Here is a 13,627-nt window from a genome sequence, read left to right as displayed (position 1 = left end):
GGTTTGGAATTGGCGGAAACTTTGCGGCCCCGGACAGGACCGTCGCGCCGCTTAAGGCACCAGCGTCGTGAACAGGTAAGCAGCGAAGATCACCAGATGCACCATGCCCTGAACCAGCGTGGTGCGGCCAGTGCTCAGCGTCATCGACGCCACCAGCAGAGTCAGCCCCAACAGCACGATCGACTTGGACGACAGCCCGAGTTCGAGATGCAGTCCCATCGCCATCGAGGTGAGCGCCACGGCGGGAATCGTCAGGCCGATCGTCGCCAGCGCGGAACCGATGGCCAGGTTGAGGCTGGTCTGAACCCGATTGGCCCGCGCGGCGCTGAGCGCGGCAAGGCTTTCGGGCAGCAGCACCAGCGCGGCGATGATGATGCCGACCAGCGCGGGCGGCGCGCCCATCGCCGCAACGGCCGCCTCGATCGAGGGTGACAGCGCCTTGGCCAGCAGGACCACGGCGATCAGCGCCACCGGCAGCATCACCGCGGCGCCGATGGCCTTGGCGGCCGGCACCTTGTCGTGATTGCCGTCGTCTTCCTCGGGATAGAGGAAGTGGTCGCGGTGGCGGATCGTCTGGGCGACCACGAATGTCGCATAGAGCATCAACGCATCGATCGAGACGAAGATCAGCTGATTGTCGTTGTAGAACGGGCCGGCGCTGCTGGTGGTGAAGTTGGGCATGACCAGCGTCAGCACCGACAGCGTCGCAAGGATGGCAAGGCCGTGGTTGACGCCGGACTGGGTATAGCCCTGCTCGTGATGCCGCCCCCCGCCCAGCAGCAGGCAGACGCCGACGATGCCGTTGATGGTGATCATGATCGCCGCGATCACCGTGTCGCGCGCCAGTGCCTGCGCGCCGGAGCCTTCGCTCAGCATGATCGAGACGATCAGCGAGGTTTCGATCACCGTCACGGCGAAGGCCAGGATCAGCGTGCCGAACGGCTCGCCCACGCGGTGGGCGATGACTTCGGCGTGGTAGACTGCCGCCATCACCGCCCCGCCCAGTGCCACGGCGATGATGGTCGCCATGACAATGCTCGAAGGCTTGCCCAGCGCCACCGCGCAGAGCGCGATGATCGGAACAACCAGCGACCACGGCGCCAGGCCGTACGCGGAGAAGCGGGCGGCGGCCTTGGCGGCGGCGGGTTCGGAATGGCTCATGGCCCTGCACTATAGGCGAAATTGGCCGGGCGGCCAGTTGGATGAGTCGGGTGATGAATGCCCGCCATAAACGAAACGCGCCGGATGTTTCCATCCGGCGCGTCCTCCAGCCTATGCCCCCCGACACATGACTGGGCCCGTTGCGGTTGCGACCCGGCAGGCTCCGGGAGAAAAGCGATCGGAGGAAAGCTCAGGCGGCTTCCTTCTCGATCCACTCCGGATAGAAACAGGGTTCGCGATCGGACCAGCCGGGCGCGGTGGCAGCGGCTTCGCTGATTGAATGGAGCAGCAGCTTGCGGCGCTCCGGCGGGATCTGCGGCAGCGCGGCGGCGCCGCAGAAGGCGCCGGGCAGCCAGGGCCGGACCCAGGCGCCCAGCAGGCGCTCGTAGAGGAAGCGGAAGGACGCGAACGACGAAATCCGCTCCTGCGAAAGGTCGAAGGCGGCCACGCGTAGCAGCTTGCCCATGAAAACCTCGACATCGTCAAGGCTGACATCGTCCGGCCGCGCCGTGCGCAGGGCCTTGATGTCGTCATAAGCCGCATATTGCTTGCGGATCGAGATCACTTCGGTGGCGTTGCGCCCCCAGAGCTCGAAGGCATCGTGGCGGCCAAGCCCGACGTCGAGGCTGCGCCGGATATAGCGCTGCTCGCACGCGGAGAAGCTGGCGAATTCGCGCAGTTCGCTGATCGTGACTGTGGCCGTGCCAAGGTAGGTCATGCTCTGGCTCCCGTGATTCGGAAGATCGTCTCTTCCTCACGAGAGCCATTTTCCGCTCTCTCAGATTACAAAGAGCTTAAGCATGCAAAGGTTTGCTTACGGTCGCTCGCGGAAGCATTCCGAAACGATTTCGTTAACCATCAGATCAGGCCGGCAAGCGGGCTTGAAGGGTCCGCATAGCGGCGCTGGCCCATGCGGCCGGCAAGATATGCGTCGCGTCCGGCCTGCACGGCAAGCTTCATGGCGCGGGCCATGCGGATGGGATCTTTCGCCTCGGCGATGGCGGTGTTCATCAGCACGCCGTCGCAGCCCAGTTCCATCGCCACCGCCGCTTCCGACGCGGTGCCGACTCCGGCGTCGACGAGCACGGGCACCTTGGCGCCCTCGACGATCAGCCGCACCGTCACCTTGTTCTGGATGCCGAGGCCCGAGCCGATCGGCGCGCCCAGCGGCATCACCGCCACGGCGCCGCATTCCTCAAGCTGCTTCGCCGCAATCGGATCGTCCACGCAGTAGACCATCGGCAGGAAGCCTTCCTTGGCGAGGATCTCGGTGGCCTTCAGCGTCTCGCGCATGTCGGGATAGAGCGTGCGCGCCTCGCCCAGCACTTCCAGCTTCACCAGATCCCAGCCGCCCGCCTCGCGCGCCAGTCGCAGGGTGCGGATGGCGTCGTCGGCCGTGAAGCAACCGGCGGTGTTGGGCAGGTAGGTGATCTTCTTCGGGTCGATGAAGTCGGTCAGCATCGGCGCCTTGGGGTCCGACACATTGACGCGGCGCACTGCCACCGTGACGATTTCCGCGCCCGAAGCCTCGACCGCTGCCGCGTTCTGCGCGAAATCCTTGTACTTGCCGGTGCCCACGATCAGGCGCGAGTTGAACGTGCGACCGGCGACGGTCCAGGTGTCGGAAGCAGCGGTGGTATCGGTCAAGGTGCGCATCCTTTCGGGGGAGCGTGGATTCGGAAAAAAGGTGAGAGCGGCGCGTGTCGTCAGCCGCCGCCGACGAAGTGGACGATCTCCAGCACATCCCCGTCCGCCAGCACGACATCGCCCAGCGTCGAGCGCGGGGCGATCTCGCCATTGTGCTCGACGGCGACCTTCTTGGGGTCGAGGCCGATATCGGCGACGAGGTCGGCAATGCTGGAACCGGGCGCGATGCGGCGCGGTTCGCCATTGACGGTGAGCAGGATGTCTTCAGCCATGGGCCGCAGATAGCGCGGAGAACGGATTTGGAAAGTGCCCAATCGGCACTTTCCCGAAACCCTCAATGCGCGTGGCGCATGTTCCGGATGTGCGCGAAGGCCACGAAGGAGACGCCGATGATGGTCAGCACCGATTCGGCAAAGCCATGGCCCACAAGGATAGCGCTGGCCATCAGCGCAAGGCCGAGCCCGCCGATCACCAGCGGCGCGATCCGGCCGTGGCGGGCAACGCCGAAGCCGAGCGAGATCACCCCGACGATCACCGCCAGCATCAGGCCCACGCGGTGAATCTCGGGCGACAGCAGCACTTCGCCGCCCAGGAAGTCGCTACCGAGCCCGAGGAAGCCCACCAGCACCACGCCAAGAACACAATGAACGGCGCAAAGCCCGCTCAGGATGACGCCGGCCCGGTCCATCCGGTTTCGAATCGCGATCAGGGTGTTCCGCATGCCGCATTATCTATGTGATGTTGTAACATCATGCAAGACCCCCGAAGAGCCGAACTGCACAAACTCTCGCCCGGTCGGCACCGCTCGCCTCACGATGAACGTCACGGGGCCTTGCGCAATTCGTCGCAAGATCGCAGGGACATGGGCCATGAGAAACGCTGACGGTCGCCCCATCCTCGGAACCACCGACGACATCGTCCCCATGGTCCGCTGGCTCCTGTTCGTAGCCGCGCTGGTGGTGATGATCGTGGCGGTCGGCGGGATTACCCGCCTGACCGAATCCGGCCTTTCGATCACCGAGTGGAAACCGCTGACCGGCGCCATTCCCCCGCTGACCGAGGCGCAGTGGCAGATCGAATTCGACCACTACAAGCGGATCCCCCAATATATCGACGTCAACGGCCCGGCGGGCATGACGCTGGGGCAGTACAAGTTCATCTACTTCTGGGAATGGGTCCACCGCCTGCTGGCACGCCTGATCGGCCTGGCCTTCGCGCTGCCGCTGGCGTGGTTCTGGTTCAAGCGCACGATCCCGCTGGGCTACAAGCCGCGCCTGCTGGCGCTGCTGGCGCTGGGCGGGCTTCAGGGCGTGGTCGGCTGGTGGATGGTCTCCTCGGGCCTGACCGCCGAAGCGGCCGACCGGGTCAGCCACTTCCGCCTTGCCGCGCACCTGCTGGTGGCGCTGACGACGCTGGGCGGCCTTGTCTGGACCGCGCTGGACCTGCTGGAACTGCGGCGCGGACAGGCTCCGGCCCGCCTGACCCGCTTCGCCGCGCTGGCGTTGGCGATGCTGTTCTTCCAGCTGTTCATGGGCGCGATGGTGGCGGGCCTGCGCGCGGGCTATGTCGCCGGTTCCGGCTGGTTCAGCATGGACGCCTGGCCGCTGATGCAGGGCACGTTCTTCCCCGAAGGCGTCGAGTGGGCGGGCGGCGCGCTCCATGCATTGGTCAACGATCCCTACCTCACCCATTTCGTCCACCGCTGGTGGGCCTGGGCCGTGGTCGCCGTGCTGATCGTCATGGCCCGCAGGCTCAAGGCGATGCGTCTGCGGCTGACTTCGGTGGCGATCCACTGCGCCTTCGGCATGCAGGTGATTCTCGGCATCTGCACGGTCTGGTCGGGCGTTGCGCTCTGGCTGGCGGTGGCGCACCAGCTTTGCGCCGCGCTGCTGGTGGCGGCGACGGTCTGGGGCGCGCATGGCCTCGGGCGCCGCGATCAGGTAGGGTTCGGCATATGAACGAAGACGCGCCCACCTCGATCCCGGCCCTGATCTGGAGCCCCTTCCCGGACGAGGAGAGCGCGCTCTACGCTATCGAGACCCTGCTGGACGAACGGCTGGCGGCCTGCGGCAACCTCCTCCCCGGCGTGACCTCAGTCTTCGTCTGGAACGACGAGAAAGGCACCGCGCGCGAGTTCGGCCTGCTGGTCAAGACCAACGCCGCCCTGCTCGATGCCGCTGTCGCGCGGCTTGCCGAACTGCATCCCTACGAGGAGCCTGCCGTGCTCGGCTGGCGCTGCGATGCCGGTGCGCCGGGCACGATTGCGTGGCTGGCGGGGATCGGCGGTTAGGACCGCCGGAGGCGACCGTTCCGGCGTCTCATCACCCGCCCACCGTCCCCTCTCCTCGTACTTTTCCCGGTCATCCCCTTACTTTTTCCCGTCATCCCCGCGAAGGCGGGGATCCCGCTGCCTTGCGCATAACGATCCCATGGCAGACGGGCACCCAAACGGTCAGGTCGCGCGAAGGCAGAAGCGGGGCCCCCGCCTACGCGGGGGCGACGAAGTGTATGACCGGAGGCCGTGCTCCCCCCAAAAACGCCATGCACAACATCCCCCGCAAACCCAAACGGTATTATTTTACCTCTATGGAATCCCGCAGTCTGCTTGACTTGCACGTGCTTTTCGACGATTTGGCCGCCTTCCCGCAGTGCCGGAGATTCGTGAAAGCGAAGCATTCGGCCCCGCGACCTGAACATTAGGGATAGACCAGCCATGAAGGCGCTTACGAAGGTCACCCGGTCGATCAAGCCGGCCGAGGTGGAAAAGAAGTGGCATCTGATCGATGCCGAAGGTCTGGTGGTTGGCCGTCTCGCGGTCGTCATCGCTGACCTCCTGCGCGGCAAGCACAAGCCGAGCTTCACCCCGCACGTCGATTGCGGCGACCATGTCGTCGTGATCAACGCCGAGAAGGTGAAGTTCACCGGCAAGAAGCTTGGCGACAAGACCTACTACAAGCACACCGGCTATGCCGGCGGCATCAAGGAAGTGACCGCGGACAAGGTTCTCGCCGGTCGTTTCCCCGAGCGCGTGCTTGAAAAGGCTGTTGAGCGCATGATCCCCCGTGGCCCGCTCGGCCGCGACCAGATGCGTGCCCTGCACCTCTACGCCGGCACCGAGCACCCGCACGGTGGCACCCAGCCCGAAGCACTCGACGTCGCTTCCATGAACCGCAAGAACAAGGTTGGCGCGTAATGTCTGATACCGAAACCGTTCAGAGCCTGTCCGACCTCAAGGACCTCGGCGAAGTCGCCGTTGTTGAAACGGAAGAGACCTTCAAGCCCGTCGTGTCGAACGCTCCGCTGCGCGAGCAGCAGATCGACGCCCAGGGTCGCGCTTACGCCACCGGCCGCCGCAAGGACGCCGTGGCCCGCGTGTGGGTCAAGCCCGGCAGCGGCAAGATCATCGTCAACGGCCGTGACCAGGAAGTTTACTTCGCACGTCCGACCCTGCGTCTCGTGATCAACCAGACCTTCCAGGTTGCTGGTCGCGAAGGCCAGTACGACGTGATCGCCACCGTCAAGGGTGGTGGCCTTTCGGGCCAGGCCGGCGCTGTGAAGCACGGCATCGCCCAGGCTCTCTCGAAGTACGAACCGGCCCTGCGCGCTGCCGTCAAGGCCGCCGGCTTCCTTACCCGCGACCCGCGCGTCGTCGAGCGTAAGAAGTACGGCCGTGCCAAGGCACGTCGTAGCTTCCAGTTCTCGAAGCGCTAATCGCCTTCGAGAGCCTTACGGCTTTACGAAAAGGGGTCGCGGGAAACCGCGGCCCTTTTTTGTTGCGCGGTTTCGGCAGAGCTGGGCCCTAGAGAGGCACACCGGCTCGACCGGCTGAAATTGTCCCCGCCCCCAACTCCCAATCCCCATCGTCACCCTGAACTTGTTTCAGGGTCCATCGCGCCGGTCGAACCGCCGTGTAATTGGCGAAATGGATCCTGAAACAAGTTCAGGATGACGTTGCGGGCATCAGCCAGCGTCGGCGGGGGACGCTTTCCGATGTCAGGACCAATCCCGCGCGCCGCAGAAAACCGACGGTTTCCCAGCACAATACGCCCATCGCAGATGGCAAGGTACCTTCCTATGACAAGGTACCTTGCTACGCCCTGTATTTCTCAACGCAAGGTACCTTGCGTTACACAGTAGCTGGTTATATACACTCCTCATCCGCAGGAGATGATTCGATGTCCGAAATCGAAATCCAGTTGAAGAAAGGGGTGCTGGGGCTTTGCGTCCTGGCGCTGCTTTCGCGGGGTGACAGCTACGCTTACGAGATCGCCAGCCGCATGGCCGACGCGGTCGATATGGGCGAAGGCACGATCTACCCGCTGATGCGCCGCATGCAGTCCGACGGCCTCGTCGTGACCTACCTTGAGGAATCGCCCTCGGGTCCGCCGCGCAAGTATTACCGCATCACCGAAATCGGCCGCTCGCGGCTGGACGAACAGGTTGCCGAATGGCGCGGCTTCACCGCGGCTGTCGATGGCCTGATCGACGGCAGGATGGTCGCAGACGCGCCGGCAGCGGCGCCGCAGGAAGAAGGGGAGCCGAGCCATGACGCGTAACGAATTCATCCGGCGCCTGAAGGCAGGCCTGGCCGGAATGCCGCAGGACGTGATCGCCGAGATCGTCGCCGACTACGAAGAGCACTTCGAAGCTGGCGCCGCCGAAGGTCGCAGCGAGGAAGAAGTTGCCGCCGCGCTCGGAAACCCGGCAAGGCTGGCGCGCGAACTGCGCTTCGAGGCCGGCTTCAAGAACTGGGAGAGCGGCCGTTCGCCCTCCTCGGCCTGGGGCGCGATCCTGGCCTTCATGGGCCTCGCCACCATCGACATCCTGATCCTGCTGCCGATCGTGCTGCCGGTTCTGGGCGTGATGTTCGGCCTGTTCGTCGCCACCATCGTGATGTTCTTCGTCGGCGGCTTCGTGCTGATCGCGGGACCGTTCAGCGGCTTTCCGGGCGGCGTGCTGGTTGCCATCCTCGGCGGCCTCGGCATCATGAGCGCCTCGGTCGCCGTCGGCGCCCTGCTGACGCTGGTGAGCATCTGGATCATCAATGCCCTCATGTGGTTCGGCCGCCTGCATTATCGCGTGATCGAACCCGCCATCCACCCCGAAGACTGATCGGCACGAGAGAGAAAGGAACCAAGTGATGTTCAGGAAGCTGCTCATCGTATTCGCCAGTGGCGTGATCCTCTCGATCGTCGCCTTCGGTGCAGCCTGGGTCGTCGGCGGCGACAAGTTCCGGCAGGAATTCCGCGACAACGGCGGCTGGAGCTTCGAATTCGGCGATGACGAGAAGGACCACGGTCCCGAAAAGACCCGCACCTTCGCGCTCCAGCCCGGCACCCGCCTGGCCATGGATATCCCCGTCCAGCTGGTCTTCACCAAGGGCGACAAGTCCGAAATGATCGTCACCGGCCCGCAGAAGGTGGTGGACCGCCTGACCTGGAACGACGGCCGCCTCAGCATCGACGGCAGCCTGCACATGCACAAGGGCCTCAAGGTACGCATCACCGCGCCCGAGATCGCGGCGTTCGATTTCGACGCACCGGGCGACGTGACGCTGACCGGCCTCGATCAGGACAGCCTGACGCTGAAGGCACAGGGCGCGATCAACCTCGATGCCTCGGGCAAGGTCCGCAAGCTCGATGTCCAGACCGAGGGCGCCAGCAACCTCGACCTCGGCAAGCTGGAAGCGCAGGACGCCACGGTCAGCGTCGACGGCGTCGGCAGCGTGACGATCGGTGCCACCGGGAATGTCTCGGTCGCCATCGACGGCATCGGTTCGGTCAGGCTGGTCCGCAAGCCCGCCCACCTCACCACCGACATCAACGGCCTCGGCAAGGTCGACCACGACTACCAGTAAGCGCTCGAAAAGAGCCGCAAGGTTCAGGGAAAGGCCGCTTCCGAAATCCCCCCGCTCGGGACGGTCGATACGAAAAGGGCCGCAGCATCTCCACCGGATGCTGCGGCCCTTTCATGTATGGTTAGGTGTCGTCTGGGTGCAGTTCAGTGCACGCTTCAGTGTACGGGCGGATCGACCGGCGGAACCGCGCCGACCGGGGCCACCGGTTCACCCGGTTCGCGCGGCGGCAGCGCATTTTCAGGCACTTCGTCGATCTGCATCGCCACCGTCGGCAGATGTTCCAGATTGCGCGCGACGACGCGGATATCGTCGCCGGTAATGGTGATCTCGTTGAAGCTCGGCGGAGTCGAGCGGATGCGCTTCGACAGGGTGCCGGCGCCGATCATCCGCAGCGGCCCAGCCGGGGTTTCCGCCGTAAGGTCGAACGCATCGTGAATGTGCCCGGACAGCACCGCCATCACCTTGCGCCCGGCCAGAATTTCCATCGTCCGCGTGCCGTTGATGGTGAGCAGCTTGTTGTCCTTGGCTCGCCGCTCGATCAGCGGATGGTGCGCCGCCACGAGCACCCGCGTCCCCTCCGGCAACGCGTCGATCGCGACGAGAGTTTCGCGCAGGGCATGATCGGTAACCCAGCCGTTCGACCAGGGAAACCGCTGCCACTGCGCGCGGGTGGTCGTCCGAAGCGGCACGATGGCGAGCCCCGGCAGATCGAGCTGCGCCTCCACCTGTCGCTCGATCGAGCGAAACCGGCGGTAGGGATCGAAGAACCGCTGGTAGAGGTTGAAATAGGGAATGTCGTGGTTGCCGATCTCCACCGTGACCGGCGCGTCGAGCCCCTTGATCCACTGGCAGGCGGCGCGGAATTCGTGGTGCCGCGCGCGCATCGTCAGGTCGCCGGTGATGGCCACGGCATCGGGCCGCTCACGCGCGATGCAGGCCTCGGCCCAGGCGATCGCCTCCGGATCCTCCAGCCCGAAATGAACGTCGCTCAGGTGAAACAGCCGCAGGGCGCGGGGCGAAGCGGCAGGCGCGGCGGAAGCCTCAGGATTCATCGATCGTTGTCACCAGGTCGACCTCCAGGGTCGCGGGATGGAATTGCTCTTCCGTGCCGCCTTCGAACGGTTCGCCGTCGATCAGCAGACCCATCGGCTCGCCATCGGGGCAGACCAGCCGCAGACGGGTGTGCTTGCCGAGTTCGTCGTGCGGACCATCGCGAAAATCGCGATTGAGCAAGGCGATGCCCTGCCCGGCGAAATCGCCCAGCGTGTCGGCATAATAGCCGTTCGCTTCAAGTCCGGTCGGGTTCGGGGTCACAGTGATCGCGGCATAGCCGTCCTCGCGCCCGCAGTCGACCTCGGCGCAGACCACTTTCGGACCTTTAACCGACCATGCAATCGCCTCGCGCGTGGTGGCGACCACGCCCAGCACGTTCGCCGCGCGCATCGCCTCGCGCACTTCGTTCCAGACCGTGCCGGGTCCGGCCAGCACGCCGGTCAGCGCCATGCCGTGGCGCGTGGCGATCACCGGAGGACGGGTGGTGCGCAAGCGGCCGGGGGCGAGACGCCCGACCACGTCCGTCGCCGCCACGTCGCCATGCAGTCGCTTGGCCAGCATGTTCATGGTGCCGCCGGGCAGAACGAGCAGCGGGCCGTCCCAGCCGACCGCGCTTTCCACCACCGAATGCGTGGTCCCGTCGCCGCCGAAGACCACGAGCAGGTCGACTCCGGCAGCGGCCAGCGCCTCGGGCGCGGGGGAAGGTTCGTCGGGAAAGCGGAACGTACGCTCAGGCGGGAAACCCGCCTCGGCCAGTGCGGCGGCCACTTCGGCGACGGCCGCATCGTCATTGCTGCCGCTGGCGGCATTGCAGATCAGCCAGCAGCGGCGAGAGGAAGTATCAGAGTCTCCGATCATGCCGCCAAAACCGGCCAGAACCGCGCGGGTTCCCTGCAAGATGCGGGCAGCGTCACGCCCGTCCGGAGAAGATGAGCCAGGCGGCCAGCCCGTTGATCCCCGAATAGAACGCATAGAGCCAGGCCCAGGCGATCGATCCGGCGGCGACCATGATCATTGCCCCGACCAGCATGGCATATTCGACGATGAGGCTGAGGCGGCCGCCCATCGGCTCGACCAGCCAGGGAACGTGGCCAAGCATCGGATGGCCCGATTCGAGCACTGCCTTGTGCGCGGCGAAGTTGAACACGCCAAGGCAGAAGACGACAATAAGTCCCATAGCCATAGCGAACTGTACATGCGCCGATGCGATCTTGCCAGCGTCCAGCCGAATCATCTTATCGAATCGGAGAGATAGGCGATTGATCTTCGGCGCTTTGTCGCCTGTGCGCGGCAAGTCATTCGTCGGCCCGGAACGTCGTTCGTCCGCCTCCCTGCCCCTTCGTCGACATGCGGTGCGCTGCGGTCGAGGTCCGCGTGAAACGCCCCTCCGTGCGGTGCACAAGACACTCACCGGGCCGATACGGGACCCCCCGCCCAGCGGCCCACCCAGGAGGAAGACACGATGATCAAGACCACTTCTATCGCAGCCGCAGCCGCTGCCCTCGCCTTTACCGGACTGAGCCTGACCATTGCCGCTCCGGTCTTCGCCAAGGACGTTACCGTCCGTTACGCCGATCTCAACCTGACGTCTGTCGCCGGTCAGAAGACCCTGGAACGCCGTCTCAATGCCGCCGCCCGCGATGCCTGCGGCTACGACATGATCGATCCGGGTACGCGCCTTCGCAATCCTGATGCCGTGGCCTGCTACAACAAGGCGCTCGTCCAGGCCCATGAGCACATGGCTGCGGTCGTCGAGCGCGCCAACGGCACCCGCGTGGCCACGAACTGAGCGCCGTGGCCTTCACGAAGTCCCTAAAAAATAATCGGAAAAAAGACTGGCGGGTCCCCTAGCGGCCCGCCATTTTCTTGACCGATGGCAGATAGGTCCGCCCGATCCGCAGGGCCTCGCCATCGGCGGTCTCGACCGACCAGACCCCCAGCCCTTCATGACGCAGTCCCGAGACATGATCGCGCCGCAGGATGCAACTGCGATGGATGCGGATGAAGTGTTCCGGATCCAGCCGCTGTTCGAGGCTGGTGATCGTCTGAAGCAAGAGATAGCTCGCCCCCCGGACATGCAGGCGCACATAGTCGCGCTCGGCATCGATCCGTTCGACATCGGCGGCCGGCACGCGCACCAGTTCGGAACGGTGCGGAACCCAGAATTCCTCAAGCCACTTGCCGGTCGGCAAAGTGCGTTCGCCCCGCCGGGCACCGACGCGCGAGATCGCGCGTTCCAGCCGTTCCGGCGCCACCGGCTTGAGCACATAGTCCACCGCGTCGAGATCGAAGGCCTCCACCGCGAATTCGTCATGCGCGGTGACGAAGATCACGGCGGGCGCCTCAGCCAGTTCGCCCAGCCGGCGGGCGACGGTGAGTCCGTCCGTCTCCGGCATCGTCAGGTCGAGCAGGACGAGATCGGGCTCCAGCGCCTCGATCAGGCGCAGCGCGGCCTCACCGTCGCTGGCGGTACCGATCACCGAGATCGAGGAAATGCGGGAGCAGATCACCTGCATGCGCTCCACCGCAAGCGGTTCGTCGTCGACGATGAGCGCGCGCAGAGGCGCGGATTCCACGGACTGTAACGATTCAGGCACGAGCAAACTCCAGCGGCATGCGCAGGACCGTGGCGAAGCCGCCGGTCTCGCGCCGTCCGAACGTGATTTCCGCGGCGTCGCCATAGCGTGCCCGCAGGCGGTCGCGCACATTGCCCAGGCCGATGCCGAAGCCCTGCACGCCCTTGACGGTTCCGCCCGGGCCGTCGTCGCTCACGGTAATCTCAAGCATGTCATCCGCACGCCGCGCGCTGATGGCCACCGTCACCGGCCGCTGGGTAGCGGCGACAGCGTACTTGACCGAGTTCTCCACGAGCGGTTGCAGGATCATGCCCGGCACCATCGCATCCGAGACGGCCTCGTCAATATCAATCGTCGAAACGAGGCGTTTCGGGAAACGAACAGCCTCAATCTCGAAATAGAGTTTCTGAAGTTCGATCTCATCGACAAGCTTGAGGTCGCTTGTGGGATCTCCCGAGAGTGTCCGGCGATAGAATGTCGAGAGCGTCTGAATCATCGTTTCGGCATCGTCCTGCTTGCCGGTCATGATCAGCGCCGAAAGCGAATTGAGCGTGTTGAACAGGAAGTGCGGATTGACCTGATAGCGCAGCGAACGCAGTTCGGCGGCGGATGCGGCGCGGCGATATTCGCCCTCGCGCCGCTCGGCCGCGCGGGCTTCCTCGGCTTTGGCCAGCGCGAAATAGAGCGCCGCCCAGGCCAAGACCAGGAAGTAGCGCGTGAAGGCCGTGTCGGCCACCGTCGCCCAGCGTGCATATTCCTGTCCCAGCGCCTTGCCGGTGTGGATGGTGATCGCCGAGGCCTTGGTATCGCTGGTCGTGGTCGGCTCGGGCGGCGGGGGGGGCGGGGGCGGCGACACATCGCTGGCGCCATCGCTCGGCACACCCGGCGCGCCGGGGGCGCGGGGTACGGCGGCATTGGGCAGGTCGACAAGGATATTCCCGGCCTCGTCGCGGCTGATCCGGACTTTGCCCGATTTGACCGCCGCCGCGTCCTCTTCGTCGCCGTACGCCTGGCTCATCTCGATATCGGAGAAGACCGCGTCGTTGATGACGCTGAGCAGCAGCGCGAGCGGCAGTGCGCCCAGCAGCACGATGGTCAGGCGCGTGCCGCCCGATTTGCGCTCCAGCAGCTGGAGCAGCGGCCATACCGCCGCCATCACCAGCATGGACAGGATGCAGATCGTCAGCCGGCGCGAGAAGATCGGCCAGACGAAGTCATAGCCCATGACCGCGCCGCGCAGCGTGGCGACGAGAAAATAGCAGGCCCAGAGCGCTGCGAGAGAAAGGAGGACGACCCGCGCAGGTACGCGCGGCTGATTGGCGACATCCGACAT

Annotated in this window: 18 protein-coding genes; 8 read left to right on the top strand and 10 right to left on the bottom strand. The window is 65.3% G+C overall.

What is annotated here, in order from left to right:
* Positions 1 to 51 precede the first annotated feature (51 nt).
* The 5 genes from EDF56_RS12360 to EDF56_RS12340 all read right to left on the bottom strand — a co-directional run bounded on the left by EDF56_RS12360 (position 52) and on the right by EDF56_RS12340 (position 3,529).
* Entirely contained in the window at positions 52 to 1,161 is a 1,110-nt protein-coding gene (locus EDF56_RS12360; protein ID WP_132387804.1) for an ionic transporter y4hA, read from the bottom strand.
* 190 nt (positions 1,162 to 1,351) lie between these two features.
* The gene (locus EDF56_RS12355) at positions 1,352 to 1,879 is read right to left on the bottom strand and encodes a hypothetical protein (protein WP_132387802.1); all 528 of its coding nucleotides are present in this window, start codon (positions 1,877 to 1,879) and stop codon (positions 1,352 to 1,354) included.
* A gap of 140 nt (positions 1,880 to 2,019) precedes the next feature.
* On the bottom strand, positions 2,020 to 2,808 hold the full coding sequence (locus EDF56_RS12350; RefSeq protein WP_347812981.1) for a bifunctional sulfur carrier protein/thiazole synthase protein: 789 nt from the start codon (positions 2,806 to 2,808) through the stop codon (positions 2,020 to 2,022).
* A 59-nt stretch (positions 2,809 to 2,867) separates the two neighbouring features.
* Positions 2,868 to 3,080 carry a sulfur carrier protein ThiS gene (thiS, locus tag EDF56_RS12345; RefSeq protein WP_132387798.1) on the bottom strand — a complete coding sequence of 71 codons (213 nt, stop codon included), beginning with the start codon at positions 3,078 to 3,080 and terminating at the stop codon, positions 2,868 to 2,870.
* Positions 3,081 to 3,142: 62 nt separating this feature from the next.
* Positions 3,143 to 3,529, bottom strand: a complete 387-nt coding sequence (locus EDF56_RS12340; protein ID WP_132387796.1) for a MerC domain-containing protein — start codon at positions 3,527 to 3,529, stop codon at positions 3,143 to 3,145.
* Between the two features lie 148 nt (positions 3,530 to 3,677).
* Here EDF56_RS12340 and EDF56_RS12335 point away from each other — a divergent pair, with 148 nt between their 5' ends.
* The 7 genes from EDF56_RS12335 (at position 3,678) to EDF56_RS12305 (ending at position 8,665) form a co-directional block, all read left to right on the top strand.
* Positions 3,678 to 4,766, top strand: a complete 1,089-nt coding sequence (locus EDF56_RS12335) for a COX15/CtaA family protein (RefSeq protein WP_132387794.1) — start codon at positions 3,678 to 3,680, stop codon at positions 4,764 to 4,766.
* Positions 4,763 to 5,098, top strand: coding sequence for a divalent-cation tolerance protein CutA (gene cutA, locus EDF56_RS12330; protein ID WP_132387792.1), 336 nt, complete (start codon positions 4,763 to 4,765; stop codon positions 5,096 to 5,098). Before EDF56_RS12335 ends, cutA begins: the two co-directional genes overlap by 4 nt.
* A 423-nt stretch (positions 5,099 to 5,521) precedes the next feature.
* A complete protein-coding gene (rplM, locus tag EDF56_RS12325; protein WP_054442085.1) occupies positions 5,522 to 6,001 on the top strand; it encodes a 50S ribosomal protein L13 in 480 nt (159 codons plus the stop codon).
* The gene (gene rpsI / locus EDF56_RS12320; RefSeq protein ID WP_132387790.1) at positions 6,001 to 6,519 is read left to right on the top strand and encodes a 30S ribosomal protein S9; all 519 of its coding nucleotides are present in this window, start codon (positions 6,001 to 6,003) and stop codon (positions 6,517 to 6,519) included. Before rplM ends, rpsI begins: the two co-directional genes overlap by 1 nt.
* Before the next feature lie 464 nt (positions 6,520 to 6,983).
* Positions 6,984 to 7,364 carry a PadR family transcriptional regulator gene (locus EDF56_RS12315; protein ID WP_132387788.1) on the top strand — a complete coding sequence of 127 codons (381 nt, stop codon included), beginning with the start codon at positions 6,984 to 6,986 and terminating at the stop codon, positions 7,362 to 7,364.
* Positions 7,354 to 7,920, top strand: a complete 567-nt coding sequence (locus tag EDF56_RS12310; protein WP_132387786.1) for a DUF1700 domain-containing protein — start codon at positions 7,354 to 7,356, stop codon at positions 7,918 to 7,920. The genes EDF56_RS12315 and EDF56_RS12310 overlap by 11 nt, the downstream gene beginning before the upstream one ends.
* 28 nt (positions 7,921 to 7,948) lie before the next feature.
* Positions 7,949 to 8,665 (top strand): DUF2807 domain-containing protein, encoded by a 717-nt coding sequence (locus EDF56_RS12305; RefSeq protein WP_132387784.1) that lies wholly within the window; start codon positions 7,949 to 7,951, stop codon positions 8,663 to 8,665.
* Positions 8,666 to 8,820: 155 nt separating this feature from the next.
* Here the strand turns inward: EDF56_RS12305 and EDF56_RS12300 are convergent, their stop codons facing one another.
* Genes EDF56_RS12300 through EDF56_RS12290 form a run of 3 tightly spaced genes read right to left on the bottom strand, consistent with a single transcriptional unit; the run spans position 8,821 to position 10,901 of the window.
* Positions 8,821 to 9,717, bottom strand: coding sequence for a metallophosphoesterase (locus EDF56_RS12300; RefSeq protein WP_132387782.1), 897 nt, complete (start codon positions 9,715 to 9,717; stop codon positions 8,821 to 8,823).
* Positions 9,707 to 10,576, bottom strand: a complete 870-nt coding sequence (locus EDF56_RS12295; RefSeq protein WP_132387780.1) for a diacylglycerol kinase family protein — start codon at positions 10,574 to 10,576, stop codon at positions 9,707 to 9,709. The genes EDF56_RS12300 and EDF56_RS12295 overlap by 11 nt, the downstream gene beginning before the upstream one ends.
* Positions 10,577 to 10,628: 52 nt before the next feature.
* Positions 10,629 to 10,901, bottom strand: coding sequence for a hypothetical protein (locus EDF56_RS12290; RefSeq protein ID WP_243652561.1), 273 nt, complete (start codon positions 10,899 to 10,901; stop codon positions 10,629 to 10,631).
* Positions 10,902 to 11,180: 279 nt separating this feature from the next.
* Here EDF56_RS12290 and EDF56_RS12285 point away from each other — a divergent pair, with 279 nt between their 5' ends.
* Positions 11,181 to 11,507 carry a UrcA family protein gene (locus EDF56_RS12285; RefSeq protein WP_132387778.1) on the top strand — a complete coding sequence of 109 codons (327 nt, stop codon included), beginning with the start codon at positions 11,181 to 11,183 and terminating at the stop codon, positions 11,505 to 11,507.
* A gap of 58 nt (positions 11,508 to 11,565) precedes the next feature.
* On the opposite strand, the gene EDF56_RS12280 is transcribed toward EDF56_RS12285, so the two are convergent.
* Both EDF56_RS12280 and EDF56_RS12275 read right to left on the bottom strand, forming a co-directional pair.
* Positions 11,566 to 12,315: a LytTR family DNA-binding domain-containing protein gene (locus EDF56_RS12280; protein ID WP_279389713.1), complete on the bottom strand. Its 750-nt coding sequence runs from the start codon at positions 12,313 to 12,315 to the stop codon at positions 11,566 to 11,568.
* A complete protein-coding gene (locus EDF56_RS12275) occupies positions 12,308 to 13,627 on the bottom strand; it encodes a histidine kinase (protein ID WP_132387774.1) in 1,320 nt (439 codons plus the stop codon). Before EDF56_RS12275 ends, EDF56_RS12280 begins: the two co-directional genes overlap by 8 nt.

Source organism: Novosphingobium sp. PhB165 (genome assembly GCF_004341845.1).
GTDB lineage: Bacteria > Pseudomonadota > Alphaproteobacteria > Sphingomonadales > Sphingomonadaceae > Novosphingobium.
This window is presented reverse-complemented; position numbering and strand designations above follow the sequence as displayed.